This window comes from Niabella sp. (assembly GCF_030150205.1).
Classification (GTDB): Bacteria; Bacteroidota; Bacteroidia; order Chitinophagales; family Chitinophagaceae; genus Niabella.
The window spans coordinates 1-25,922 of the sequence record NZ_JASLGT010000018.1 but is presented as its reverse complement, the minus strand read 5'-3'; the positions used below and the strand labels follow the sequence as shown (position 1 = coordinate 25,922).

19 protein-coding genes are annotated in these 25,922 nt (G+C 46.5%); 4 read left to right on the top strand and 15 right to left on the bottom strand.

The window, feature by feature from the left end; genetic code table 11:
- The first annotated feature begins 42 nt into the window (after positions 1-42).
- Both Q1V85_RS15375 and Q1V85_RS15370 read left to right on the top strand, forming a co-directional pair.
- Positions 43-1,428 (top strand): LutB/LldF family L-lactate oxidation iron-sulfur protein, encoded by a 1,386-nt coding sequence (locus tag Q1V85_RS15375; RefSeq protein WP_300601349.1) that lies wholly within the window; start codon positions 43-45, stop codon positions 1,426-1,428.
- Between the two features lie 379 nt (positions 1,429-1,807).
- On the top strand, positions 1,808-3,109 hold the full coding sequence (locus tag Q1V85_RS15370) for a polysaccharide deacetylase family protein (protein WP_300601348.1): 1,302 nt from the start codon (positions 1,808-1,810) through the stop codon (positions 3,107-3,109).
- Positions 3,110-3,187: 78 nt separating this feature from the next.
- Here the strand turns inward: Q1V85_RS15370 and Q1V85_RS15365 are convergent, their stop codons facing one another.
- Positions 3,188-3,616 (bottom strand): hypothetical protein, encoded by a 429-nt coding sequence (locus Q1V85_RS15365; RefSeq protein WP_300601347.1) that lies wholly within the window; start codon positions 3,614-3,616, stop codon positions 3,188-3,190.
- 129 nt (positions 3,617-3,745) lie between these two features.
- The gene (locus Q1V85_RS15360) at positions 3,746-6,703 is read right to left on the bottom strand and encodes a VIT domain-containing protein (RefSeq protein WP_300601346.1); all 2,958 of its coding nucleotides are present in this window, start codon (positions 6,701-6,703) and stop codon (positions 3,746-3,748) included.
- A gap of 278 nt (positions 6,704-6,981) precedes the next feature.
- Between Q1V85_RS15360 and Q1V85_RS15355 the strand changes: the two genes are divergently transcribed.
- Entirely contained in the window at positions 6,982-7,551 is a 570-nt protein-coding gene (locus tag Q1V85_RS15355) for a rhodanese-like domain-containing protein (RefSeq protein ID WP_300601344.1), read from the top strand.
- Between the two features lie 162 nt (positions 7,552-7,713).
- Here the strand turns inward: Q1V85_RS15355 and Q1V85_RS15350 are convergent, their stop codons facing one another.
- The 10 genes from Q1V85_RS15350 to Q1V85_RS15305 form a co-directional block, all read right to left on the bottom strand.
- The gene (locus Q1V85_RS15350) at positions 7,714-8,403 is read right to left on the bottom strand and encodes a CPBP family intramembrane glutamic endopeptidase (RefSeq protein ID WP_300601343.1); all 690 of its coding nucleotides are present in this window, start codon (positions 8,401-8,403) and stop codon (positions 7,714-7,716) included.
- Positions 8,404-8,501: 98 nt separating this feature from the next.
- Positions 8,502-10,148: a ribonucleoside-diphosphate reductase subunit alpha gene (locus tag Q1V85_RS15345; RefSeq protein ID WP_300601342.1), complete on the bottom strand. Its 1,647-nt coding sequence runs from the start codon at positions 10,146-10,148 to the stop codon at positions 8,502-8,504.
- A gap of 252 nt (positions 10,149-10,400) precedes the next feature.
- Positions 10,401-11,375: a ribonucleotide-diphosphate reductase subunit beta gene (locus Q1V85_RS15340; RefSeq protein ID WP_300601341.1), complete on the bottom strand. Its 975-nt coding sequence runs from the start codon at positions 11,373-11,375 to the stop codon at positions 10,401-10,403.
- A 253-nt stretch (positions 11,376-11,628) separates the two neighbouring features.
- Complete coding sequence (locus Q1V85_RS15335; protein ID WP_300601340.1) at positions 11,629-11,946, bottom strand: HPF/RaiA family ribosome-associated protein; 318 nt, start codon at positions 11,944-11,946, stop codon at positions 11,629-11,631.
- 169 nt (positions 11,947-12,115) lie between these two features.
- Complete coding sequence (gene fabF / locus Q1V85_RS15330; RefSeq protein WP_300601338.1) at positions 12,116-13,360, bottom strand: beta-ketoacyl-ACP synthase II; 1,245 nt, start codon at positions 13,358-13,360, stop codon at positions 12,116-12,118.
- Positions 13,357-13,914, bottom strand: coding sequence for a TetR/AcrR family transcriptional regulator (locus Q1V85_RS15325; RefSeq protein ID WP_300601337.1), 558 nt, complete (start codon positions 13,912-13,914; stop codon positions 13,357-13,359). Before Q1V85_RS15325 ends, fabF begins: the two co-directional genes overlap by 4 nt.
- Before the next feature lie 716 nt (positions 13,915-14,630).
- Positions 14,631-15,176 carry a hypothetical protein gene (locus tag Q1V85_RS15320; RefSeq protein ID WP_300601336.1) on the bottom strand — a complete coding sequence of 182 codons (546 nt, stop codon included), beginning with the start codon at positions 15,174-15,176 and terminating at the stop codon, positions 14,631-14,633.
- A 26-nt stretch (positions 15,177-15,202) separates the two neighbouring features.
- Complete coding sequence (locus tag Q1V85_RS15315; protein ID WP_300601335.1) at positions 15,203-15,931, bottom strand: porin family protein; 729 nt, start codon at positions 15,929-15,931, stop codon at positions 15,203-15,205.
- A gap of 177 nt (positions 15,932-16,108) precedes the next feature.
- On the bottom strand, positions 16,109-19,144 hold the full coding sequence (locus Q1V85_RS15310; RefSeq protein WP_300601334.1) for a TonB-dependent receptor: 3,036 nt from the start codon (positions 19,142-19,144) through the stop codon (positions 16,109-16,111).
- Between the two features lie 2 nt (positions 19,145-19,146).
- Positions 19,147-20,211 carry a FecR family protein gene (locus Q1V85_RS15305; protein ID WP_300601333.1) on the bottom strand — a complete coding sequence of 355 codons (1,065 nt, stop codon included), beginning with the start codon at positions 20,209-20,211 and terminating at the stop codon, positions 19,147-19,149.
- Between the two features lie 134 nt (positions 20,212-20,345).
- Between Q1V85_RS15305 and Q1V85_RS15300 the strand changes: the two genes are divergently transcribed.
- On the top strand, positions 20,346-20,900 hold the full coding sequence (locus Q1V85_RS15300; protein ID WP_300601332.1) for a sigma-70 family RNA polymerase sigma factor: 555 nt from the start codon (positions 20,346-20,348) through the stop codon (positions 20,898-20,900).
- Here the strand turns inward: Q1V85_RS15300 and Q1V85_RS15295 are convergent.
- The 3 genes from Q1V85_RS15295 to Q1V85_RS15285 form a co-directional block, all read right to left on the bottom strand.
- Positions 20,874-21,866, bottom strand: a complete 993-nt coding sequence (locus Q1V85_RS15295; protein ID WP_300601330.1) for a nitrilase family protein — start codon at positions 21,864-21,866, stop codon at positions 20,874-20,876. The two genes, Q1V85_RS15300 and Q1V85_RS15295, sit on opposite strands and share 27 nt — an antisense overlap.
- Positions 21,867-22,097: 231 nt before the next feature.
- The gene (gene purH, locus Q1V85_RS15290) at positions 22,098-23,621 is read right to left on the bottom strand and encodes a bifunctional phosphoribosylaminoimidazolecarboxamide formyltransferase/IMP cyclohydrolase (protein ID WP_300601329.1); all 1,524 of its coding nucleotides are present in this window, start codon (positions 23,619-23,621) and stop codon (positions 22,098-22,100) included.
- 43 nt (positions 23,622-23,664) lie between these two features.
- Positions 23,665-25,743, bottom strand: a complete 2,079-nt coding sequence (locus Q1V85_RS15285; RefSeq protein WP_300601328.1) for a ComEC/Rec2 family competence protein — start codon at positions 25,741-25,743, stop codon at positions 23,665-23,667.
- Between the last annotated feature and the right edge of the window lie 179 nt (positions 25,744-25,922).

Below are 25,922 nucleotides of genomic sequence, written 5' to 3'. Positions count from 1 at the left end.
TCAAAAGAAGGTAAATTCGCCGCATTTGGCTAAATTTGTCCCATGTCGCACACATCATCCCAATTTCAAAAGAAGAGCAAGGAAAAGGCCTACGACCGTGAGCACCGGAAGGTGATCAATTTTAATATTTCCCGGTATAATGCGGCCGTTCCGGGCGGACAGGCGCAGTTTGCTGATCTTAACCTTGCGCGGGAGCGGGCCAAGAATTTAAAATGGAAAGCCATTGAGGTACTGGATCAGACTCTTGAAAATTTTGAAGCCAATATCACCAGGCGGGGTGCAAAAGTGATCTGGTGTGAAGATGCCCAACATGCCAATGAAGTGATCCTGGAGATCTGCCAGCAAAAAAATTGCAAAACGCTGGTGAAGAGCAAGAGCATGGTTACGGAAGAACTGCACCTGAATGATAACCTTGCCAAACATAATATTGAAAGCGTAGAAACGGATCTGGGAGAATACATCCAGCAGCTGGCAGGAGAACCGCCTTATCATATTGTTACGCCGGCCATGCACAAAAGCCGGGAACAGATTGCGGAACTATTTGCAGAAAAACTGGGCACCGATCCCAACGACAGTGCAGAGAAGCTCACCCTCACAGCCCGTGAAAAGCTGCGCCAAAAATATGCAGAAGCGGAGGTAGGCGTTACCGGTGCCAATTTTATTATTGCAGATATCGGTGGTATTGCCATTACCGAAAATGAAGGCAATGCCCGGTTGAGCTGCTCCATGCCCAAAACGCATATAGTGGTGGCCGGCATTGAAAAGGTAATCCCTTCCATGACAGACCTGGCGTTGTTTTGGCCATTGCTCAGCAGCTTTGGCACCGGCCAGCGTATTACCTCCTACAGTACCATTGTAACCGGCCCCCGGCAGCAAAATGAAGTGGATGGTCCTGAAGAAATGTATGTGATCCTGCTGGATAATGGTCGCAGTAAAATGCTGGCAAACGAAAAAGCACGCGAGGCCCTGTATTGCATCCGTTGCGGAGCCTGCCTGAATGCTTGTCCGGTTTACAAAAACATCGGTGGGCATACCTACAATACCACGTACAGTGGTCCTATTGGTTCGGTGATTACTCCCCAGCTTAAGGAAATGAAGGAGTGGAAGCACCTCAGTCATGCATCCTCCCTTTGCGGCAATTGTACTGAAGTATGCGCGGTAAAAATAAACCTGCACGAGCTGCTGCTGGAAAACCGGTATGAGGCTGTAGAAGAAGGCTATGCCCCGCTGGTTGAAAAATTTTCCTGGAAGATGTGGAAAACAGCCATGCTTAAACGCAGCATGGTCAACATGGTTAACGGCAATTTCAAAAGTACGTTTATCAATATGGTAGCCGGCGCCTGGACTAAAAACCATAGCAAGCTTAAATTTCCCAAAAAATCATTTAATGAGCAGTGGGAAGAGCGGAAGAAACAGAGAAACCTGTAAGTCAGTACACTTCGGCGTCCCAGACGGCGTCTTTTTTTGCCCCGGCTGTAGTGCAGGTGGCAGCTGCGTTGCGTCGCACACTTGTGCTTCAGTGCATACGGAAGCAACAGGCGGCCTTATATGAGCCGTGCCTACGGCACTCCCCGCTCCATAGCATCTTCTGCCTCCCGGAATAAATTCCGGAGTTACAAACCGGATCAGGCCAACGGCCCTACAAAACCAGGCTGAGCATACTTATTTAATGCGCAACTCCATGTCCCCACCAGTCACACCCGAGTCGCCTAATTCTCAATAATTGCCAGATAATGCAAATTCAGTAAAACCTACACGATCCGTGGTATAAACAAACCTGCAATATTCATCTTATTTTTGAACCACCATGTTGGTCTATAGCACGCATATCACCCCAAGGTTGCAATATATTACCCGGTTCTTTTCAAAAGAGTTGGGCACACCGGAATGGCAGCTTACAGATGACGCACAGGCATTTCTGACAGAACAGGGCGCAAGGATCAATTATTCTGCAGCTACATTAGATACGCAATGTTTGCACATACTACCGCATGACCTGCTATTCCAAACAGGTATTCAGCAGCAACCGGTAACCGTTACGCAGGTAAACGGATTGCCCGTTTTTTTTCAAACAGGTGGCACTTTGGGCTTTGATCTGTTTGCAGCGGCTTTTTATTTACTGAGCCGTTATGAGGAATACCTGCCTTTTGAAAAAGACCGGTATGGACGGTTTCCGGCTACGCAATCGCTGGCTCAAAAGAACGGCTTTCTAAAACTACCCCTGATCAATCATTGGACGTTGTTGCTAAAACAACAACTCCTGCTGCAGTTTCCAGATGAACCGTTCAGGGAAACAACATTTCAGTTTTTACCTACCTACGATATCGATATGGCCTGGAGCTACCGGAATAAGGGTATCTGGCGGAACGGGCTTAATTTTATAAAAGAAGCAGTCAGCCTTCAGCTTTCAGCTTTCAGCAAGCGCTTTAGCGTATTAACCGGAAAAGAAAAAGATCCGTTTGATCAGTTTGGCTGGTTAAACGGGCTGCATGAAAAGTACCACCTGAAGCCTTATTATTTTTTCCTGGTTGCGGAGCACACTAACCGCTACGATAAAAATATTTCGCCGCAGCATAAAGATATGAAGGCACTGATTGCAGATCATGCCATCCGCTACCCCGTTGGCCTGCACCCTTCCTGGCAAAGTAACCATGCGGTTGCGGTGTTAAAGAAGGAAAAGGAATGCCTTTCCACCATCACCGGCACCACTGTAAATGCTTCCCGTCAGCATTTTTTAAAACTCTCTTTTCCGGAAACCTATCGCAGCCTGCTGAAAGCGGGTATGCTCTTTGATTTTTCTATGGGTTATGGCGATGATAACGGGTTCCGCGCTTCGGTAGCTTCACCCTTTTGCTGGTACGACCTCGAAGCGGAAACGGCCACCGATCTCCTGCTCTTCCCGTTCTGCTTTATGGAAGGCAGCTCTATCTTTTATAAAAAAGACACCCCGGAAAAAGGACTCAACGAATTGCAATACCTCTGTAGTGAAGTGAAAAAAGTGAAAGGCTTCTTTAGTATGATCTGGCATAACTCCTCTTTTACGGATGAAGGCGCGTTTAAAGGATGGAAGCAGGTGTATGAAACGTTTATAAAAGAAGAAGCAGGATAACGGTCTAAATGAGCACTGTGACCTACTGGTGCTGCTGAGCGTGCAGATCTTTCATTTTTACAAAAGCTGTTACTAAACTCAGCGAGGCAACCGGGAAACAGGATTATACAGGAATTCTATCTGATCCTTTCCCGAAACCTTTTCAATATGGCAGCCGTTGTTTTTAAAAACATATGGCTCGTTTATAAGGACCTGGTCATTTTTTATCCCGATAAACCGCAATTCCATGCTCTTTCCTTCCGGCAACAGCAGCTGCTGGCCGTCGCTGATCACCGTATAATATCCATCGCCTTTCCCCGGTACTGTGTTGTTTACATGAAAGGTTCTATTCGTGGCCACAATACGGGTATAAAACGTATCCAGCATTACCGCACCGCCGGAGGCATCTGTCACTTTGATATTATAGAACCGGTATTCCTCAGTGCAAATCCGGCCCTTCTCTATTAACGGCTTCGTACATGCTGCCAATACTCCGATTCCGAGCAAAAGCAAAACGATTGTTTTCATATCCTGGCTGTTTTTTAATAGAACGTAAGCCGGAGAAAAAACGCAACCAAACCGGTGAATCTTTTAAAAAGAAAGGGAGTAACAAGACTGAAACTCCCTTTTAAACCTTACTTAAACCTTATTAAACCGCTAAAATTCAAATTCCGCTATCAGGGTTTGCCCATCGGCACTATTGGCGTTACTTCCTTTTGCGTCCTGGAACACAACGATCTTCCGCTCTTCATTTCCCGATGCATAACGCAGGAATATCTCTGCCATCAACGTGGGTGGCCCGGCCACGGTAACCTGGCGCTCCCCAAAGAAATTGGTTTTGATCTGGTATTTTCCCCGCACAGCTTTCTTCAGCAGGAACTGTTCCGGCCCAAAGCCATCCGTAAAATCATCGCTGATCCGCCCGCCCAGGGACGTTTCTCTACTTCCGTAATAGCATTCCTCATTTCTGGGATCCGTTACATGCAAGTCGATATCCGTATGATCCATATTCCAGTTCAGCACCACCCGTATATCCACCGGCAGCTGATACAATAACGCCTTATCAATCTTTGATGTGTTTACCCTTGCATTATAACGGCTCACAATATTATTAAGCTCCATCAGCAGCACTTCCTCAATCCCATTATCCCGGTTCCTTGCCTCTTCCGTATAGCTTTCTGTCAGCGCTGTATACAGGGTATCCAGCGCCTGCTGATAGTTTCCGTTATCCTGTAAGGCCAATGCATAATCACGATAACTCTGCGGATCCATGGGACGCCAGTCCAGCACTTTTTTGGTAATGACCAGTTCCTTATTGTACGCACCATATTTTTTCAAAAGATAGGCGACTGTTTTATACAATACCGCATCTTCCAGCTCCAGTTCTACCAGGTTGCTTACAATGCTTACAGCCCGGCCGGTTTCCTTTTTGCCATAAAACCAGTTCGCCATATCAAAGTAAAAGGAAGGGGTTGTCTGATAATTTTCCCGCAACCGCAGATAGGTTTTGTACGCTGCTTCTGTAGTTGCGGCCGCGTTCATCGGCTTCATATATTCCGCATCACTTTTGATTTCAATGGCCGTCACCTTCCCTTTTAATGCAGCACTGTTCCCCACAACAACAACCTCATCCATCCTGGAATCTGCCGCTTTCACGCTTAACCCGGCCACTCTTCCCTGAATGGGTTCAAGCACATTGGCAACGGTTGCATCCTTTAGCGCTTCTCTTGAAAAAGCTTGCGATTGAATCTCCTGTACCCTTGCCGGCGCCATCACCTCCCTGTCTTCCACAACCCGGGGTACTGTAAACTTTGCTGTGGTTCTTTTTAGCGGGTAGCTCGTATTCCACCACACTTTCAACTCCTGCATCCGCTCCCGGGCCGCGGCCAGGTAATTACCCCAGGCCTCCTCCTGTTCCTGCTTTCGTTGCTTTACGAGCGCCTTGTACTCCTGTAATAATTCACCGGGTGGTGTTATTTTATATTTTACATAATCGGCCACGGTTTCCAGTACAATCAAACTGGTATTGGGCGTAACAATGCCAAACTCTTTGCCCAGCCGGGAAATGGCTGCTTTATGCTGGTCATAAAAGGGTTCTAACTGTGTCAGCTGCTGCTGCGCCCAAAAAGTTTCAATTGCCCAATCACCGGCTGTTTGTTGTGCATTCAATGTAACCGGTATTTCCTGCTCCACGGTATTCCCGTACCCGAATTGCAGGGTAATAGTTACCGGTAGTTTGCGGGTAATACCTGTAATCAGCAGGTTGTTTCCTGAAATAACTGTTGTTGCCGGACTAACACCGCTGATATCATATAAATATTTTACACCTAAAAAACGATAGGGCCTGCGAGTTACCTGCGCCACAGCATCTGCCACATCGGTTTGATTGAGATCGATCAGCTGTCCGCCGGTACTATTGCTGTAATAACGCAGTTTGCTGTAGTTGGCCACGGGTGTAGCCACCACCGGGTAAACCGGTCTTTCCGGCAACCGGCTCCATTCTCCAAAATTGGACAAACCGTCTGTAAAAAACAATACATCACCGCCGGCGGCCAGGGATGCCGGGATGGTACTGTAATCCGTGGCGCCATCGTAAGTCATTTCATCCACAGCTTTCAATAATGCTCCGATGGCGCCATTGGATAGAGCGTAATCACCCACTTTTTTAGTGGCGGTAGCAACGGCATAAAGTGTAACATTTATATTGCTTTTGGTTGCAAACAATTTTTCTAAAAAGGCCTTCTCCTTTTTATGATCCCGCTTAAGACCGCTGAGGGAATTGTCCCATAAAATCGTAACCTGCTGCAACGGCTTTACTACGGAAGCGGGCGGTGTCATCTGTACATTGGTTAAAAAATACCAGGAATCTGCATCTTTCTTTTTTACCAGGGTTTGGGGTGCATGCTCCTGTTGGGGAAATTCAATTTTTAATGACTGGCCTGGTGTAAAATTGGATTTGCGGATAGCGGCCTGCCACATATTTCCTTTTTTCTCAAAAACGAAACCACCATCCGGTTTTTCAACAAGCCGGGGCACATCAGTTGTTTCATACACACTGGCCGACAGTGAAAAAGTGCCGATCGTTTTATTGGCCAGGGGGAGGTAATATACCAGCTGACCATTACTGTTGCGCAACTCCTGGTTATAGGTGATCTCAATTGTTCGGGCACCATCCGGATTTAACGGATAAATACGGGTTCTGAAATTATTGCCTTCTGTTTTTTCCAGGATACCGGGGTCTACCCGCCGGCGTTCGATGCTTTCAAAAACCGCCGTGGCCTTTTCTTTTTCAACCGGCACCGCCTTCCGCAGCACCCCGTTAATGTCCAGCGCAAAGCCGCTCACGCTTACTCCTTCAGGCAGGGGAAACGTCAGTCGCCCTTCTTTTAACCGGTTGGAGCGGTTATAAAAGCGCAGCTGCATGGTGGTGGTGGCAATGTTCCCGATGATCTTTACATCGGCGGAAAGCTGCTCCAGTACCACCGTTTGATCGGGCTGGTATTTCCCGTTTTCCTGTATCTCCATTACCGGTACCTGCGCCCGGGTAAGAACAGCCAGTAATAATACCAAGGGTGTTAATATAAGCCGGCAGATCCATTTCATATACATCTTCATCTCGCTCTTTTGGGTATAAGATGCAGAAAAGAAATAATTACATAACAGGATCCGTATATTCTTCCATCATTAGTGGCGGGCCCAATATTCTGCTGCAATGACCAGCAAACCCGAAAGACTGTATCAGACCGGCACCGGTAATATTTTATTACCTGCTGCTGTTGCGTTTATGGTAAATCCGGCGTTATCTGCGTTAGGGCTCCTGGTTCTGTGCATTCGGGCTTTTTACTGCTCAGCAAATAAGAAAACATATACCCTAACCAATAATAAACAAGCATATGAAAAAAAAGCTACTGGCCTTAACAGCATTGACTGCATTCTTCTGTAGCAGTATTTTAATTTCTTCCTGTAACAAAGGCAGCGCGGAAAACAAAACTTATCCCAAGGCGCTGGCCAATTACGCTGATTTCAAAAACCTGGTAAGCTCGATAGAGCAACACCGGCAGCAACGGCTTGTGAGTCTTGATGATTTTCTTAAAATGCAGAAAGAGCCCAATACCGTTCTGCTGGATACCCGTTCTGCCAACCGCTATGCTGCACGGCACCTGAAAGGAGCTGTATCCCTGCCTTTCACGGATTTTACGCAAGCCAATCTTAACCGGCTGATCCCGGATGTGAATACGCGTATATTGATTTATTGCAATAATAATTTCATGGGCGACCAGGTAAACTTTACTACAAAAACAGCGGCGCCGTCGGCAGCCAACAATCATACCCCATTAACCCTGGCACTGAATATTCCTACATATATTAACCTCTTCGGCTATGGTTATAAAAATGTTTATGAACTGGACGAATTGGTAAATGTAGCGGACAGCAGGATTCAATTTGAAGGGGCAGCTAAATAACAGCCCCAGCTCATAATGGCCGAGGCTATTTTATTAAAATTGATCGTTCTCTGATGGTGTTCATATAAGCCGGCAGACCCATTCCATATACATCTTCATTTCGCTCTTTTGGGTATAAGATACAGAAACGAAATAATTATATAACCGGTAAAAATTTTATTTTCAGGCGGGCGATCTGTTCTTTTTAAAAACGCGCAGGAATCCCAGCACCAGCAATGGCAGTACAAGCACCTGGAAAAGAAAGAGAAAAAGGGAAAGCAATCCTTCCGGTTTCAGATCCCGGTGGCGAAACAGCCATTGCCGGCCCAATGGTCCGTTTGAAAATACGATGATGTTTACCAGGTTCCACCCCAGGTGCAGCGCCACCGGCAGGTATAAGGATCCCGTTCTTGAAAAAGCATAAGCATACATCAATCCGGCAAGGCCGGTGATCAGGAAGATGATCGCCATTTGAACAGGATCGCCAAAGGCACCGTATGAAAACCAGTGATAAATGCCAAAAGCAATAGCGGTGATCCAGCAGGCTTTATGTTCTCCTGTATATTTTATCAGCAGGTATAACAGGGCCCCTCTGAACAGGAGTTCTTCAAACAAGACCGATTTTAATACCCACCAAAAGCTACTAGCAAAATCACGAGCGGTAAACGCAGCATTCCATTGCCAGGGATCCCGCACCACATAAGCGGTGGCAATATGATAAATGGCATTGACGACGCCTGCCACTGCCAACCCCAGCAGCAGCGCCCGTATCCGCCGCTTTGTGGGGGAGATACCCAATGCGTTTAACGACTGCTTTTGAAGCAGCCACAGTAACATCCAGGACAGGAGCAGTTCAGCAATAATTCCCAGCATATCGTTTTTACTTCCGAATATAAATTATATTCAGGACCATATAAAAAAAGATCAGGAGAATCCTGATCTTTTAATAATGTATCCGTCAAATAGCTTGTTTACGATTCGCAACTGCTGCACACGGTGAGTGTGTTCACCAGTTCTTTTGAAACACTCTGACTCCGCTGGTAGTACAGGGTTTTTACACCCAGCTTCCAGGCTTCGATCAGTAATTTGTTTACTTCTTTTACCGGCAGCCCCGGAGGAATATTCAGGTTCAGACTCTGCCCCTGATCCACAAATTTCTGGCGGATCGATGCTTGTTGAATGATCTCCAGCTGACTGATCTCCCGGAAAGTTTTGAATACATCTTTTTCATGTTCTGTCAATCCTTCCAGGTGTTGTACGCTGCCGTGGTTCAGCATAATGCTGCGCCATATATCTTCAGTATCCAGTCCTTTTTCTTCCAGCAGGGTCTTCAGGTATTTGTTTTTGCGGATAAAGTTTCCTTTTGATAATCCTGCTTTGTAATAGTTGCTTACAAACGGCTCAATACCGGGTGAAGATTGTCCCAGGATAGCGGAAGAAGAAGTGGTGGGCGCAATAGCCATTACCGTGGTATTGCGACGGCCATACCCTTTCAGCAGCTCCGGTTCGCCATAAATGCGGGCCAGCTCCATCGTGGCTTTTTCTGTTTTTTCCTGCAGCTCAGAAAAGATGGAATGGGTCAGCTGCTTGGCCTTCATGCTTTCAAATGCGATCATATTACGCTGCAGGTAAGAGTGCCAGCCCAATACACCCAGTCCCAGTGCCCGGTGCCGTTTTGCAAACCGGTTGGCATTGGCCAGGTAATGGTTGTCTTCTGTTTTTGCAATGAACTCCTGCAACACCGCATCCAGGAAGAATACGGCCAGCTTGATGGCGTCGGTATCTTTCCACTCATCATACAGTTCCAGGTTCAGGGAAGACAAACAGCAAATAAATGATTCGTCTTCTGTAGAAGGCAGCATGATCTCCGAACAAAGATTGCTTCCGTTCACCGTCAGGTTCAGATCTTTGTATACCTGGGGCTTGTTCTTGTTCACATTATCCGTATAAAAAATATACGGCAATCCTTTCTGCTGGCGGCTTTCCAGTACACGCGCCCATATTTCTCTTTTTGCAATATCCCCATCAATCATCTCCTGCATCCAGTAGTCGGGTACGCACACTGCGTTAAACAGGTTCTGAATGGGATGCCCGATATCTTTAATATTTAAAAATTCGCCAATATCCGGGTGGTCAATATCGAGGTAGGCTGCAAAAGCTCCCCGGCGCACACCGCCCTGTGAGATAGTGTCCATCGCCGTATCAAACAACCGCATAAAGCTTACCGCACCACTGCTCTTTCCGTTATCTGTAACCGCACTGCCCCTTCCACGCAGCGAACCAAAATACGCAGAGGTACCACCTCCGATCTTGGTCTGCATGATCACTTCACCCAATTTATGTGTGATGCCTTCAATATTATCCGGCATATGTACATTAAAACAGGAAATGGGCAGTCCTCTTTCGGTGCCCATATTGGCCCATATAGGAGAGCTGAAGCTCATCCAGCCATTCTCCACCATTTCTTTAAAGGCTTCTTTCAATTCCGGCTTGTACAGGCGCTGGGCTGCAGCGGTACACACACGGTCAATTGCTTTTTCTACTGTTTCGCCGTTTAACAGGTATCCCCGGTTCAGGATCTGTTCGCTTTCTTCATTTTTCCACCAAAGCCTTTCCATGTAAAAAGTTTATTGTTTAAAGTTCAAGGTTTAAGGTTCTATTGTGCATCATTGTTTTTATACCGGCTGAGGTGCAGGTGGCAGCTTCCTTGCGTCGCACACTGCATCGTTCCGGCTATATAGCATCTTACTTTTTTCCTCCATCCTTTTGAAATGGATAGGATCGCAATCCCTTCATCATTCCAGCTATATTATAGTACCTATTGAGTCTTTCTTTCGCCACTCTCTTTTGGAGAGGGGTTGGGAGCGAGGCTAAAACAGGTCGTTATACGTAATGCTCTTATCGTGCTTGGTATATTCCACCGGCCGTTTTGCAAAGAAATCATCCAGGCTGTTGGCAAATACTTCTTCTTCGAACCATTGCATCGGCCGGTATTCTTCCATCGAAACATTGAATTGTTTGGCGAATCCCAGTTTTTCAAAGCTTTCGTCCACCCGGAACTTCATAAAGTTCAGCAGGTTTGTTTTATTGATGGTATCGATCTCCCCTTCGGAAAAGATCCAGTCAATAATGCGGCCTTCCACTTCAATAGAATCGCGTACCAGGGCCATAATGCGGTATTCCATGGCTTCATCAATCAGTTCGGGGTATTCTTCCCTGATCTTGTTGATCAGGTATACGCCGGCATTGGCATGGATCTGCTCATCTACGGAGGTCCAGGCAATGATATTGCTTACATTCTTCATCAGCCCGCGGAAACGGGTAAAGGAAAGGATGATCGCAAACTGACTGAACAGGGATACGTTCTCGATCAGGATCGCAAACAGGATCAGCGAAAGGGTATATTCCTTTGGATCTGCAGATTTGGCATCCTTTAATGCTTCGGAAAGATATTTAATACGCTCTGCAATCACCGGCTCTTCCACCAGTTTGGAAAATTCGTCGTTATAGCCCAGTACTTCCAGCAGGCGGGAATAAGCTTCAGAATGACGAAACTCACACTCCGCAAAAGTGCTGCCCAAACCGTTTAATTCGGGCTTGGGCATATGGTTGTATAAATTGCCCCAGAATGACTTTACCGCTACCTCGATCTGTGCGATCGCCAGCAGGCTGTTCTTAATGGCATTCCGCTGTGCAATGTTCAGGTGACTGTGAAAATCCTGCACATCCGCCGTAAAATCCACTTCAGAGTGCACCCAAAATGATTTGTTGATTGCTTCTGTAAACTTCAAAACCTCCGGGTACTCAAAAGGTTTATAATTTACGCGTTTATCAAATAAGCCCATATATAATATTCTTGTTCTTTAAAAATCGGTTCTTCAAACGCTGAGCGCAGAGACGACAATTACCCCTTTGGAAATAATACTATTTCCTAACCGGAATAAGACGCTGCTTTCCGCCCGAAAGCATTGTATGATAACAAAAAGGGGAGGCTTTTAGCGGCTTGATCCGGGGATCTTTTACTAAAAAGCCGACTACAAATTAATCATATAAAGTTGAGACGCGGGAAACTTGTTATACACAGGCTGTGGAAATATTTTACCCCTTATTTTGGAGTTTCCCGATGCGACTGTCCAGCAAATTTCTTATTTTATCCACAGCCCCGTTAAAGGCATGGTCCACCGTATCTGCAAAATGCGTTACGGCTTCCGGGTGCAGGTTCCGGGGGCGCACTTCAATGGTGCAGCGCTTATCATGGGTGCCGGTTTTACCGCTGTTTTCATCGCCAAAAAACACTTCAGCAGTAGTAATATATTCGTTAAAACGATGCAGTTTCTTTGTTAATTCGGCGCTTACTTTTTCAAAAAAAGCTTCAGAGGCCGTAAAATTATTATCTGTATTCAAACGTATTTCCATAGTGGGATGATTTGATCTACCAATATTACAATCCGGGGCGCAAAAGGTTGGGTTTTTAGTACTCAGTTATCAGTTATCAGTCTTCAGTTTTTAGTTTCACAGCTTCAGATAATTGAACACGAGACGCTCATCACTGATAACTCATTACTGACAACTGAATACTTTTCCCCTACGCTTCGTATTTCTTAAAAACAGAAGTAGCAATATGTCCGCCAAATCCAAAGGTATTACTCATAGCATAACGTACTTCTTTTTCCTGCGCTTTATGTAAGGTAAGATCAAATATATCTTTGAACGCCGGTTCTATTTCTTTTGAATTGATCGTAGGCGGTATGATATTTTTTTCCACCGCTTTGATACAGGCAATAGCTTCCACTGCACCCGCGGCTCCCAGTAAATGCCCCGTCATCGATTTAGTAGCACTGATATTCAGCCTGCTTTCCCTTCCAAATACCCGTTCAGCCGCCTTCAGCTCGCTTAAATCTCCCTGCAGGGTCGATGTGGCATGGGTATTCAGGTAATCGATGGCTTCCGGCTTAATATCAGCATCTTCCAGCGCAGCCAGCATCCCCAGACGCGCACCATCACCCTCTGGGTGGGTTCCTGTAAGATGATAGGCATCCCCGGCCATACCCCCACCAACGATCTCTGCGATGATGGGCGCGCCCCGGCGTTTTGCATGTTCCCATTCTTCCAGGATGATGGCCCCGGCGCCCTCTCCCATTACAAACCCATCCCGGGTTACATCAAAGGGACGGGAAGCCGTAGCCGCTTCCTCATTATTGGTAGAAAGCGCTTTGGCAGCATTAAATCCACCCACACCCGTTTCATTGATCGCCGCTTCAGAACCACCGGTAATGATCATATCGGCCTTTCCCCATTTGATATAATTAAAGGCATCGATAATGGCCGTATTGGAAGTAGCGCAGGCGGAAACCGTTGTAAAATTGATGCCCCTTAACCCGTATTTGATCGAGATGATACCCGAGGCAATATCCACGATCATTTTGGGAATAAAAAATGGGTTAAACCGAGGCGTGCCATCGCCCTGGGCAAATTCCATTACCTGCTGCTGAAAGGTCTGGATGCCCCCGTTGCCCGATCCCCAGATCACACCGATGCGGTCACGGTTCAACGCTTCAAAAGAGATACCGGCGTTTTGCACCGCCTCTGCAACGCTGATCAGTGCATATTGGGTATACAGGTCATAACGGCGTGCCTCCGACTTTTCGATGTATGTGAGTGGATCAAAATTTTTGAGCTCACAGGCAAACCGGGTCTTGAATTTTGAAGCATCAAACTTCGTAATGGGCGCCGCACCGCTGACGCCATTGATCAGCGCCTGCCAGAAATCATCTACATTATTGCCGATGGGCGTTAATGCACCCAGTCCTGTTACAACTACACGTTTCATGGTTTATGGATTAATTCGTTTATTAATGTTTGTTTTATTTCTTTAAAATCTTTCTTACCGGTAATCCGGGTTAACTGCAGCGCCGCAATCATATTGGTGGTGATCATCAGCGCCTTTGTACGCACCGGCAGGGCAAAGAAAAAGAGCCCTTCATTCTTTCCCTCTTCCAGTATCGACATCAGCCAGTGCAGCACCTGTTGCACCATTTTGCCGAGTGCCTCCTGTATTTCAGCATCCACCGTGTAGAAATCAGTGGCCAGGGACCCCACCAGGCAGATCTTATCCTCTTCCTTAGCAGCAATATACACATTAAAAAAGGCTTCCAGCTTTTCCATTACCGGCCGGTCTTTTAATTCCTGCCGGAGCTGGGCAAACCGTTCCTCATACATTGCGATGATCGCCAGTCCTAATGCTGTTTTTGTAGGAAAATAATAGTGAATAGAGGCATTCCTGATCTGAAGCATCCGGGAAATATCCGAAAAACTAAAGGCATTGAAGCCCCGCTCCCTTAAAAGGGCATCCCCGATGCGTATGATCTCTGACCGCGTACTCATTTCGTCGCCAAAGATACCTACCTATTAGTAGGTAGACAAATTTATTCCGACAATTACCCTGTATATTTTTGGAGACCGATGATAATGAGCCAGGTTCAAAATTATTATTGCTTTCGGGTCTGTGACGGTAATGATCCAGGACCATGGGTCCTGGACCGTTAACTTATGATCCGAAAATTGCCGGTCTTATTGCTGCTGCGCCAGAAAAGCTGTAATCAGGTAAAAAATCCGCTTGGTTCATTACAGGTCGAAAGCCCAGTCTCTTTCAGCAGATGCTGCGCCTAAATGTTGTGATCGGCTTCTCTTTTTGCTTAGCGAATGGCTTGGTGCACTCATCAATCAAAAATTAATCCTTGTTCGCTATTAATAATGAACCGGCATCAAAATTATCTTTATAGGGGGTGTACCTACGGCACACCCAATGATCTTCGGCCGTAACCTGGCTACCAATAGATTGTTCCGATGGAACAAAACAGGAGAAATGGTTTTGGGCCTGTCACGCTTTGCATTTGGATATTTGTTTATGAATGTCATTGCCTTTTCAGAACCCTGTATCAGAACAGCTCACCTGCTGCATACCGGTTGCTCAATAAATTGCCATACTGATAATTTTGATCGCGGTTCATTATAAAGCATTTTCATGAGCAAAATTGCATCAACGCAAAAACGGGCCGCCTCTAACAGCAGCCCGGACTCTACAGGTGGTTTTGGTAAAATTATTTAAGCCGCAAACGGTAGCCCAGCGACAGACCGACGGGCAGGAAGTCGTTTTCAAATTGTGCCCCGTGGTTATTAACGAGCGCATCCCGGTACGTTTTTTCATCTCCATTACGCACCGGCACCGTCAATGCTATAGAAAGGTAATTCTTCCTCAACCTGCCTACACGCCAATCGATACCTGCGGCAAAAGTTGGCCCATAAAACAGTTTATTTAAAGCGGTATTGTTTTCTACTCTTATAGCTGTATGGTACCCGTACATACCCATAAGGAATGGAGAGACTGCCGATCCTTCTTTCAAAAAAAACCGGCCTTTAACGCCTACATTATACCCAAAGCCTGCAAGGGCATAGCCGCCACCTGCAAACACTCCTATATTTTTTTGAGGATACACCAGCAAATTTGCTCCCAAACCTCCATAGTCAAAACCCATACCAACACCCAGGTTTATCTTTTCGGTTTGAGGATCGTATTTTTCATCCTGGGCATCCGATACATTGCAAAGGGAAAAAAAGGCAGCAACCGTAATAATAATTTTCTTCATGTTTTTTTAGTTTAGTATTAAATGTGTTAGAACAGGTATCCCGCTGAAATACAAAATTGGGTGCTCCTCATGGAAATGTTAGATATTTTTTGGCCGGCAACGGACGGTAGCAGGTTCAGAATACCTGCCTGGGCATTGTATTGAATGATCCATTTTTCTTTAAATCTGAATCCCGCTAAAACTCCTATACCCAAATCAAAGGGGCGGGCATATGTTATTTGGGAGGGAAGGTCTTCCCAGTATTGCATGTTCTGTAGCTCTGCTACTTCCTGTTGCGACATATCATCCTTAAAGCGCAGGCTTCCTTCTTTTGTAAATGTATTGGCGCCTTCCTTTAATCTCAGTTTATAAGTGCCGCCCAGGCCATAGGCAAGATACGGACCGCCGCCCAGCAGCAATGCAGCCCTTCCCACCGGAAGCGCGTATACCGCATTAACCGGTAATTCTATGTAAAAAGGTGTTTGCGTAAACCGGGCGGTTATGCCATCAGTACGCTCCTCTTCATAAGCTCCTTTGGTAGAAAACAGCAAACCCGGCTGTATAAAGAAGCTTTTGCTAACCGGAACATCCATCGTAACACCGGCTTGAAACCCGATATTAGGCTGCGTGCCTACCTTTTTGCCATCATTGAGTTGGTATACATTCGAAACGTTGAGTCCTGCCTTTATGCCGGGCTTTACCTGGGCCAAACAAACAGCAAACCAACAAAGCAGTGTTGCGGATAAAAAAAACCTTTTATTGAATTCAGATTTCATTTGCATTATTTAAATATAAGGGGGTAGATCCCGCATTATATCGTTACAACCAGTGAAAATGTCCCTGAAAAAAAGAAGATTTTTTTTAAAGGTTTGCGAAACATACAGCTCCATTCCGGAAAATAGTTTTTGTTACCCGTACTATCTCCCCGGTATTGCCGTTTTTTTAGACGCTTCCTAAAATTTATAGGTAAAACTGGCATTGAGGACCGTTCCGGACCGGGTACTGAATGTAACCTGATCGCCTTTATCTTTTTCATACCGCATGGTGCCGTTTACCAAGCTGTAAGTTCTGCTATCAGTTTTAAAAGCTTTGGCATTGATATAATAGAGCCTTACAGGGTTCAACAGATTATTGACATTTAAAACCAGCTGCCCTTTATTTTTCAAAAGGTTTATGTACAACTGTGCATCCAGCAGGTTTACCCCGTTTTCATATTCAATAAAATTGGGATTGTTATTAACAATAAACATTTTGGGGCCGCTGCGGTTATACCAGGCGCCCATTCCCCATGTATCGCCGGAGTATACAAGGCCGGCGTTAACCACCCAGGGCACCTGGTTAAACAAGGGCCGGTTTGGCCATTTTATTTGCTGATTAGGGTTTTGACTATATACCTCTTTAACCTCCGACCAGTTAGCCGTAGCATTTCCTGTAAAATAAAGTTTTGGGATAAATCCTTTTTTGCTCAAAAATGCCATCGACTTTCGTATCTCTATTTCAATTCCCTTATTTCTTCCACCAACCTGGCTCACATAATACAGGTATCCCATTTCGCCGGTGGTAAGCAGCTCCACCGGCCTTTTCAGCCGCTTATAAAATCCCGAAACGGAAATAAGTTCATCAATTGCCGGGAACCATTCATATCGGAGATCAAAATTATCCACCGTGGTCAATGTAAATTGCTGCCCTCTTATTTCTGCATCCAATTCGTAATCAAAAATGGCAAAATCGGACGCTTCCCTGAAATCCGGCAGCAGCCTGGTTTTAAAATAGGCGGCCCGGATGTTCATTTCAGGCGTAACAGCATAGCGGAGATTTGCGGAAGGCTTTAGCAACCAGCCTTCAATACTGGTAGCAAAGGGATTTACCAGACCCCTAGTATTGAAACCCAGGTACTCGGCCCGGAGCCCTCCTGCCAGCCGGAGCTTTTTAAAAAATGTATTGTCTGCCAGGAGGTAAAATGCGTTGTCGTCTGACCGGCCGGAATAGGCAAGCCCGTTTTTATAATCGGTGTAATAAGGCTTTTTATCAGGTCCTGCGGGCACATAGCTGCGCGCAAACAATACATCGTAAGTACCGCGTATATCATAGCTTTGATCAATAATAGCGGGGAAAATATGCAGGGAACTCAGAACGGCACTTTTAAACAGGCCATTATACCCCGTTTTCAGGAGTACCGATAAGGAAGGCCTGTGCACCAGCCGGGCGGATACTGCAGCACCTATATTGTAAACGGTTTCATCTTTTTGCAGCCACACACGGGAATCGGTCTTCCTGAGATCATATTCGGTATGCTGCGCTCCGCTCCTGAGGATATTGGGCCTGTCGTATTCGGTATCCATCCCTTCTTGGGTCCCAAAATACCTGAATTTCCGTTGGTCGGATATGGTTTGCCTTATATAGGTTACGGCGCCAAAGGCTTCTGCATTTAAAAACCGGTTAATGTCGTAACGCGCCTCTATTTTATGTTGGCGCAGCCGGCTGTATACCGGCTCCTGGAATATATCTTTAAACCGCCTGCGGCTGGAATCTTCGTAGATCCGGTAGGCTTCGTGGTAATTATCCTCAAAAAATGTAGTATAAATATTTTTGAAGCTGCTGTTAAACCTGCGGCCCTGCAAGCCTATATTTAAGATGCTGCCCACCCCTGAGCTGAACCTGTAGATGGCCCCCGGTGCTTCTTCCGGATCGGGCATTTCATTCCACGGCATGAGCTGCGTGCGGCGGATATTACCAGTTAATATCCTGTCCTGGTTTTCCCGGAGGCTTATGCCCGCTACCAGGCCCAGGTTCAGCCGTTCGTTCAAAGCATACGCCCGGCCCAGGGCAAAACCGGCGTTATAGTTAGGAGCCGCTTTATACCTGAGGGGTTTTAAAGCTTCCTCCGGCAACAGGTTGTTACGGACTTCATGCAGGTCTGGCGGCGTCGCCGTCCTGTTTGTCAGACCCCAAAAGCTGCTTACCGGTATTTTACCAAGCCGGTAAAAATCCTGCCCGGTATTTTGCAGGTTGGTACCGGCTCCTACAGTAATGCGTGTAAAAGCAGCATTCGGTATACTTAAGGTATTGATGGCCACCTGCCCGCCGCTGAACTCGGCCGCTTTATCGGGCAAAGCGGTTTTTGAAATCACAATGCTTCCGATCATTTCCTTGGGAAAGATATCGAACGAAAATTTTCTTTGATTGATACTGATGCCCGGCATGGGAACGCCATCGATCAGGGCTTCATTATACCGCTCAGACATGCCGCGGATGCCGATGCTTTTATTACCTACACTGCTGACGCCATTAACCCTTTTTAATACATCGCCCACATATATGTCTGGCGAGGCCAGTATCTGCTCGGCAGACACACCATCGGTGATGGTTGCCGCCGCTTTCCGGCGCACATAGTGCGATGCGATCGTTTCTCCTGTGAGGGTGGCATTCTTCTTTACCTCCGCAAGCGCTGGTTTTGCGGGCCGGAGGGAAAGATCCAAACTGATAGCAGCGCCGGGGGTAATAGAAATGCCCCACACCGTTTTTTTTTCGTAACCAACGTGGCTGAAAAGCGCATTATAGTTACCCGGGGGCAGCGTGGCTTCAAAGCGGCCCTTTTCATCAGAAACCGTATAATAGCTTCCCATTGTAACCGAAACATTTGCCACCGGCTCTGCATTGGTTGCATCAATGATCTGCCCCTTTAGTTTTCCAAAAGGGTTGGGCAATAAAATATAGGTGTTCCCTTTTTGCTGCCGGGCCCGCAGCCCCGCTTCGCTGACAGACGAATTCAGCAGCGCCATAATGTCTGCCGTGCCTGCGCCGAACGCCGGTGCGTACCTGCCGGCAATGCTGTTGGCATCATAAATAAGATGGATATTAAATGCTTTGGTGATCCGCTCAAGCCGCGTAGTTAACAGTTCCCGGGAATATTGCGCCCGTTCCTGTGAAAAAACATTACCGGTCAAAATTGTGATGAATACAATCACCCAAAACAGTCTTCTACGCATTGCTAATAAAATACAAGGGAATCTTTTTCAACGGAATATTGAACATTGTAAAGCGATGAAAGCGCCGCAGCTATTTCCGTAAGGGGCGCATCACCATTAAAGGTTGCATTAAATTTAATGCCCGAGTTCAATTTTCCGGTTTTATCCGTTACTTTTTTATCGAACCGATTCTCAAGCAGGTATTTTATTTCGCTGATACCCGCGTTCGAAAAAACCAGGGCTCCCGATGTCCATTGAGCCAGTGCTTCAGCTGCAGGCTGCACTTCAAAGCCGCCGCTGGTAGGGTTCTGGAGCAACGCCTGCCCCGCCTGAAGCGCAGCCACCGGCTGACCTTTGCGGCTTACGGCAACGCTGCCGCTTCTCACACTCACGGAATTCTTATGAAGCCCGGGTAAGAAAACCACTTCAAAAGAAGTGCCTGTAACCGTAACGGTAAGACTATCTGTTTGAACAATAAAAGGCTTAGCGGTGTTCTTTGTTACCTCAAAAAATGCAGCGCCCTTTTCAAGTTTAACCCGCCTGTTTTCCCTATTATAGCTGCCCGGATCATACACCAGCAGGCTGTTGGAATTGAGATAAAGGCGGGTACTGTCTGGTAGTATAAAAAGCTTTGCGTGTTCTCCTTTGTTACATGCTAAATAAGTGGCCCCATTATCCGTAACGGCAGGCGCAAGCAGGTGCCGGTTTTCTACTTCTTTCCGGGAGCCTGCTATATAAATCAATACAGGAACTGCAAGAATGGCAATTAAGATCGCTGCATATTTTAAAACTGCGCCGGCGCTCTTTTTTGGGGAGTTATTATTTTTTTCCGTTTGATGCCTGTATTCCTGCAGGGCATCCCACACTGCTGCCTGGTCCTTTCCCATTTTCTCAGCAAGGACTTTCGGATCTATTCCCTGTACATTAAACTGATCCACCCAATCGTCCACCAATGCTATTTCTTCGGCTGTAGCTGTGCGGGAACGGATCTTTTCAAAAAGCCCGTATACCCAATGCTCCACCACAGCCTTTTCTTCCGGGCTGGCCTCGTCATTTAGATATTTTCTGAATATTTCTTTTATATCCACAGGATTTGTTTAATAACAGATCGTTGTATCAGCGTAAAATGTCTCTGCTTTTTTAAAATATTTGTAAAATCGAAGGCCCTAATTTAGGGTATTTATTGTATTTTGAAACCGGATCACAACGTTATTATTGCAGCATGACTGACGGGGAGTTACTGGACAGGATAAAAAGCGCTGACGCAGCAGCGTACCGGCGGCTTTATGATAAATACTGGCCTCCTCTGTATACTTACCTGGCTTCCAAAACCGGCAACACGGAAGAGGCAAAAGACATATTGCAGGAACTGTGGCTGAAAATATGGCTCAATCCGGGGTTTGTACTGATAAACAGTGAAGGCGAAGCAAAAGGCTTTTTGATAACCTATTTAAGCTACCGGGTATTGGACTATTTCCGCAATTTGCAGGGACAACGCAAAAAGCGGCATGTGGTTGCCAATATACACGCACAGGCAGAACTTCATCCGGGGGTCCTGGAACAGCTGAACGGGAAAGACCTTGTAAAAGTGATCAATAAAGTTATCGAAACATTGCCCCATACAACCGGCCAGATTGTGCAAATGCGACTCGGTGATCAAACAGTAGACGAAACGGCGGCGCAGCTATCAGTCTCAAAAAAAACGGTAAGAAACAAATTTTCTGAAGGATTAAAAGTTCTGAGAAAAAACTTAAAGCTTCTTCACGTCATCTTTTGAGTCTTTATTCAGCCAAACCACCTGCTGATCTGACGTATGTGCTTTTCCAAGAATGTCTTTATAGAGCTCTGGTCTCCGCGCATTGATATATCGGTGACCTCCGGCTTTTTGCAGATGTTCTTTATACAATCCAGCGGTGACAAAGCCGTCCTCAAAAAAACGGCATTCCGCTATTACATCACCATAGGGATCAATGATCATGGAGCAGCCGTTCTTCAGCTGATCATCATCCATACCTACAGGATTTGAGAACACAGCATACACTGCATTGTCATAAGCCCTTGCCGGCAGCCACTTCATCAGCCAGTCGCGCCCCTTCATACCATCAAACTCCAGCCTAAGGGAGGTAGGATCTTTTTCACGGTTGTACCAAAGCTGCGGATCCACAAACCCCGCACCCGGCCGGGTAGAAGGGGTACACATGGTTACGTGTGGCATAAAAATGATCTCGGCACCCAGCAGTCGTGTAGCCCGTACATTTTCAACAATATTGTTATCGTAGCAGATGAGGATGCCGCATTTCCACCCCATCAGATCGAATACACAATATGCATCACCCGGTAACAGGTGCGGATTGATAAACGGGTGCAGCTTGCGATACTTTGCCACCAGGCCGTTTTTATCTACACAGACATAGGCCTTATATAACCGGTCGTGTTCGTCTTTCTCAAACAGTCCTGCCAGGATGGTGATATTATTATCCAGCGCAATCTGCTGTAGCCGTTGAATACTTTCTCCGTCCGGAATGCGCTCTGCTATCGCAGTAAGTGCTTCTTTGGAAAGATGCCGGGCAAAGGTATAGCCGGTAATGGAGCATTCATGAAAGGCAATCACCTGCGCGCCGGCTGCTGCTGCTTTACGGGCAAGCGATTCAATAACTGAAAGGTTGTATGCTTTATCTCCGCTCCGGTTTTCAAACTGGGCTGTAGCGATCTTCAATCCATCCATAAAATCGTTTTGCTGCAAAGGTTGCGAATAAGTGCATTTAAAAGTTCATGCCCTTGCGTTTTTTTGCCACCAGGACTTTTGAATCCTATAACTTCTTTGTGCTTCTTCGCAATTTTGGGACTTTGTGGTTCTTTCGCCACTAATACAGGAAGGCACTAAAACACACTAAGATTTTTGCCCCCTATAACCTTTTTGTGTTTCTTGGTGGCTTCCTGCCTTCGTGGCCTCCGCAGCCTCTTGCCGTGGATATTAGTGTTTGAAATGCCGCATGCCGGTGATCACCATGGCTAAGTTATTTTGCTGTGCGTACTCGATGGAGTCTTTATCGCGGATAGAGCCTCCGGGTTGAATGAAGGCTTCAATACCCGCCTGGTGCCCGATCTGTATGCAATCATTGAACGGGAAAAAGGCATCACTGGCCAGTACCGCGCCATTCAGGTCAAAACCAAATTGTTTGGCTTTTTCAATGGCATGACGCAATGCATCAATACGGCTTGTTTGGCCGGCGCCCTTACCTACCAGTTGTTTATTTTTTACCAGCGCAATAGCATTTGATTTTAAATGTTTGCCGATGATATTGGCAAATTCCAGGTCTGCTTTTTCTGCTGCAGTTGTTTCCCGGCCTCCGGTCTCTTTCCACTCGGTATAATTTCCTTTATCCTGCTCCTGTATGAGCACACCGTTGAGCACGGACTTACTTTGAGCACTCAGCTTTAAGCCTTCAGCCTTCAGCTGCAACAGGATCCGGTTCTTTTTAGATTTTAATACATTCAACGCAGCCTCATCAAATGCGGGCGCGATCAGTACTTCAAAGAATATTTCGTTGATGGCATTCGCCGTTGCTTCGTCTACGGTACCATTGGTTACCAGCACCCCGCCAAAAGCGCTTTCCGGATCCCCGGCCAGCGCTTCTTTCCAGGCATCACTTACCGTACCCCGTGCGGCCACTCCGCAAACATTGGTATGCTTGATGATGGCAAACACCACGTCTTCTCCCTGTGGAAATTCATGGATCAGCTGTACCGCGGCATCTACGTCCACCAGGTTATTATAAGAAAGCTCTTTACCGTTCAGCTGGTTAAACAACTCCTCCAGGTTGCCATAAAACGTACCCGACTGGTGCGGGTTTTCGCCATAGCGCATGGCCTTGGGGCTGTTTACCGACTGCAAAAAATATTCACCGCTGTTCCCGTTAAAATAATTGGAAATAGCTACATCATAATGTGCCACGATCTCAAATGCCTTTGCAGCAAAGGACTTGCGCTGCTCCACAGACGTTTCACCGTTCTGGGTCTTTAACAGTTCTTCCAGGCCCGCATAATCTTTCTTAGCAGCTACCACTACCACATCTTTAAAGTTTTTGGCAGCGGCACGGATCATGGAAGGTCCGCCGATATCAATTTTTTCGATGATCAGTTTTTCTTCACTGGTTTGTGCCAGGGTTTCTTCAAAAGGATACAGGTCCACAATTACCAGGTCGATCTCCGGGATCTTATACTCTGCCATTTCCGCTACATCTGATTCCAGGTCTCTTCTGCCCAAAATACCGCCAAATACAGACGGGTGCAGGGTTTTCACCCGTCCTCCAAGGATGGAAGGATAGGTGGTTAGCTGCTCCACGGGCACTACCTGTATGCCCAGGTCTTCAATAAACTTTTGCGTACCACCGGTGGAATAAATGGTAATTCCAAGGCGGGATAATTCCCTTACGATGGGTTCCAGGCCATCTTTATAAAAAACGGAAATCAGTGCGGATTGTATCTTTTTGTTCATAAAAACTGAATTGGAGTGCTTATTGAGCCGCAAAGGTAAGCGTTCAAAGGCTCATTACAAAAGCTCCTTTCTCCAAAACATGGTGGCAGGGGATCTTTAATGAATCACAATCTCTTTGCCAGTAGCGGGCCTTCCAGGCCGGTACAGCGCCGTCGATCACGATCTGGCCGGGCTGTACTTTTTTCAGCAACTGCGAAATATACAGGCGTGGATTCCCGGTAAGAATTACAAGATCTGTGGCTCCATAAACGGTATCTTCCAATGGTGCTCCTATAAATAAAACCGACCGGCCACCGAACAACAAACGATCGTTTTTTGGGATTTTCTCCACGGCTCCCGGTGACCGCAACCGGTAATGGACCGCAGCCGGTTGAAAAACATTTTTGCTGATAACAGGATCTGCTGCAGCCATGGAATCGGCATATAACCAATGATCCCTGCCACTGACAAAACTAACAGCGGCGGCCCGGGGAATATTATATACAATGATTTGCTCCTGGTCCAATGTCTTGTAAAATGAAGCCATCCGGAGCCCCATGATGGTGCATAATGAAAAGACTGCAACCCATAAACCAGCCTTCTGCTTTTGTATGCACGCAGCGGCCATACCCGTTATAAAAATATAAAGGAGCAACACCTGTGGTATACTCACCAGCAATGCTTTCCATAGTGCAAAGGGATAATGGCTCAGGTTTTCGACCATGCTATTCATCCACCAGATAATGCCACTGAGCATGCGCCCGGAAAAAATCGCCACCGGCGTTACCGGGGCCACTAACACCAATACCAGCTCGCCGATCAGTACCACGCTGGAAACAGGCACCACCAGCAGGTTGGTGATCAAAAAATAAACGGGGAACTGATGAAAGTGATAGATGCTCAACGGCGTAGTAAGGATTTGAGCGGCCATACTTACAGCGCAAAGCTGCCATATAGCATCCAGCAGTTTATTGTTTACATTTATAAGATGGTAGAGCGGTTTGTAGAACACAACAATGCTCAGTACAGCAGCATAAGAAAGCTGAAACCCCACATCCCATAACCAGTAAGGATCATAACAAAGCAGCAAAAAAGCCGAAGCCGCCAGCGTATTATAAATAGAGGCGTTCCGTCCGAATTGTTTTCCAAGCAGTATACAGGTAAACATAACAGCAGCACGTATAATGGAAGCAGCGGCCCCCGCCAGCAGGCTAAAGATCCACAGTATACCCAACACAAGAACGGGATGCAGCCAACGCGTTTGCCGCCTTTTCAGCAAGGGGCTTAATAAAAGATTCAGCAGCCAGTAAATCAATCCCAGGTGCATGCCGGAAACGGCGATCACATGCACCACTCCGGTATCGCTGTACGATTGCAGCAGGTCCTTGTCGATATCATCGCGGTAGCCGATCAGCAACGCCTCTGCCAGGCCCTGCTCTTTTGATCCGGGGATGTATTTTTTTAAAATACCCAGAATGGATGCCCGCAGCCGGTAAAGCCATAACCCGATACCGGATTCTTTTTTTGCGCCCGGTACCGCCAGCTCTTTTTGTGCAAGATATACCTGGTGTGTAATGCCATTCATAAACGCATAACGCTTATAATCGAAAGCGCCGGGGTTGCCGGCATTTTTGATCTCCTGCAATTCTTTTTTAAATACCAGCTGGTCTCCCGCATTGAGCCGGCCCACCTCCCGCTCTTTTTTAAAATAAATAATGATGCGTCCGCCTACAGCTACTGCACCATCATGAGCAAGCAGGTAGCGGACAGCTGCCTCTGCTTTATAAGAACGGGCTTTTTCAACCGGCTGCTCCAGCAGGGTAACGCGGAAATACACACCGGGTCTGTACCGGTTCCCAAACCAGTTGTCGCGGGCCCGCACATCTTTACCTGCAGTAATCAGCATGCCCAGAAAAAGAAGAACAGCGGCAACAAACAGTGCTTCCATCCATTGGAGCCTCAACCGCCGGTATCCCCGGAGTTTCCGGAACAGCAGCACTATGATAGCAGCGATCAGCAAGCCCGCTATATAAGTCGTCAGCGGCACCGGGCAAACTACATGTAACAGGATCCCTCCGGTAAAAGGGAGCAATAATTTTACAAACGGTGCCCGGGCAAGGAACAGGGTGGTGGAAGGTTGCATAGGTATTGTGTTATACCAATTAGACATTAAATTTATATTTAAAGGTTTTTAGGTAGAATTCATTTCCGCAGATTGATTTTGTAATGATTGTAGTAATGTTGTTAACGACTTGCGTTAGCCTTTGTTGTAAGTCTTCAATGTTATTGTAGGCAATCATGCTCATTCTGTCTTTTATATAG

What these genes read in the sequence shown, in the direction of transcription:
- Q1V85_RS15315 (WP_300601335.1), bottom strand. Translation starts at nt 15,931, where the DNA reads ATGAAATCTGAATTCAATAAAAGGTTTTTTTTATCCGCAACACTGCTT.
- Q1V85_RS15320 (WP_300601336.1), bottom strand. Translation starts at nt 15,176, where the DNA reads ATGAAGAAAATTATTATTACGGTTGCTGCCTTTTTTTCCCTTTGCAAT.
- Q1V85_RS15300 (WP_300601332.1), top strand. Translation starts at nt 20,346, where the DNA reads ATGACTGACGGGGAGTTACTGGACAGGATAAAAAGCGCTGACGCAGCA.
- Q1V85_RS15360 (WP_300601346.1), bottom strand. Translation starts at nt 6,703, where the DNA reads ATGAAGATGTATATGAAATGGATCTGCCGGCTTATATTAACACCCTTG.
- purH (WP_300601329.1), bottom strand. Translation starts at nt 23,621, where the DNA reads ATGAACAAAAAGATACAATCCGCACTGATTTCCGTTTTTTATAAAGAT.
- Q1V85_RS15355 (WP_300601344.1), top strand. Translation starts at nt 6,982, where the DNA reads ATGAAAAAAAAGCTACTGGCCTTAACAGCATTGACTGCATTCTTCTGT.
- Q1V85_RS15285 (WP_300601328.1), bottom strand. Translation starts at nt 25,743, where the DNA reads ATGCAACCTTCCACCACCCTGTTCCTTGCCCGGGCACCGTTTGTAAAA.
- Q1V85_RS15370 (WP_300601348.1), top strand. Translation starts at nt 1,808, where the DNA reads ATGTTGGTCTATAGCACGCATATCACCCCAAGGTTGCAATATATTACC.
- Q1V85_RS15340 (WP_300601341.1), bottom strand. Translation starts at nt 11,375, where the DNA reads ATGGGCTTATTTGATAAACGCGTAAATTATAAACCTTTTGAGTACCCG.
- Q1V85_RS15365 (WP_300601347.1), bottom strand. Translation starts at nt 3,616, where the DNA reads ATGAAAACAATCGTTTTGCTTTTGCTCGGAATCGGAGTATTGGCAGCA.
- Q1V85_RS15350 (WP_300601343.1), bottom strand. Translation starts at nt 8,403, where the DNA reads ATGCTGGGAATTATTGCTGAACTGCTCCTGTCCTGGATGTTACTGTGG.
- fabF (WP_300601338.1), bottom strand. Translation starts at nt 13,360, where the DNA reads ATGAAACGTGTAGTTGTAACAGGACTGGGTGCATTAACGCCCATCGGC.
- Q1V85_RS15375 (WP_300601349.1), top strand. Translation starts at nt 43, where the DNA reads ATGTCGCACACATCATCCCAATTTCAAAAGAAGAGCAAGGAAAAGGCC.
- Q1V85_RS15310 (WP_300601334.1), bottom strand. Translation starts at nt 19,144, where the DNA reads ATGCGTAGAAGACTGTTTTGGGTGATTGTATTCATCACAATTTTGACC.
- Q1V85_RS15325 (WP_300601337.1), bottom strand. Translation starts at nt 13,914, where the DNA reads ATGAGTACGCGGTCAGAGATCATACGCATCGGGGATGCCCTTTTAAGG.
- Q1V85_RS15345 (WP_300601342.1), bottom strand. Translation starts at nt 10,148, where the DNA reads ATGGAAAGGCTTTGGTGGAAAAATGAAGAAAGCGAACAGATCCTGAAC.
- Q1V85_RS15335 (WP_300601340.1), bottom strand. Translation starts at nt 11,946, where the DNA reads ATGGAAATACGTTTGAATACAGATAATAATTTTACGGCCTCTGAAGCT.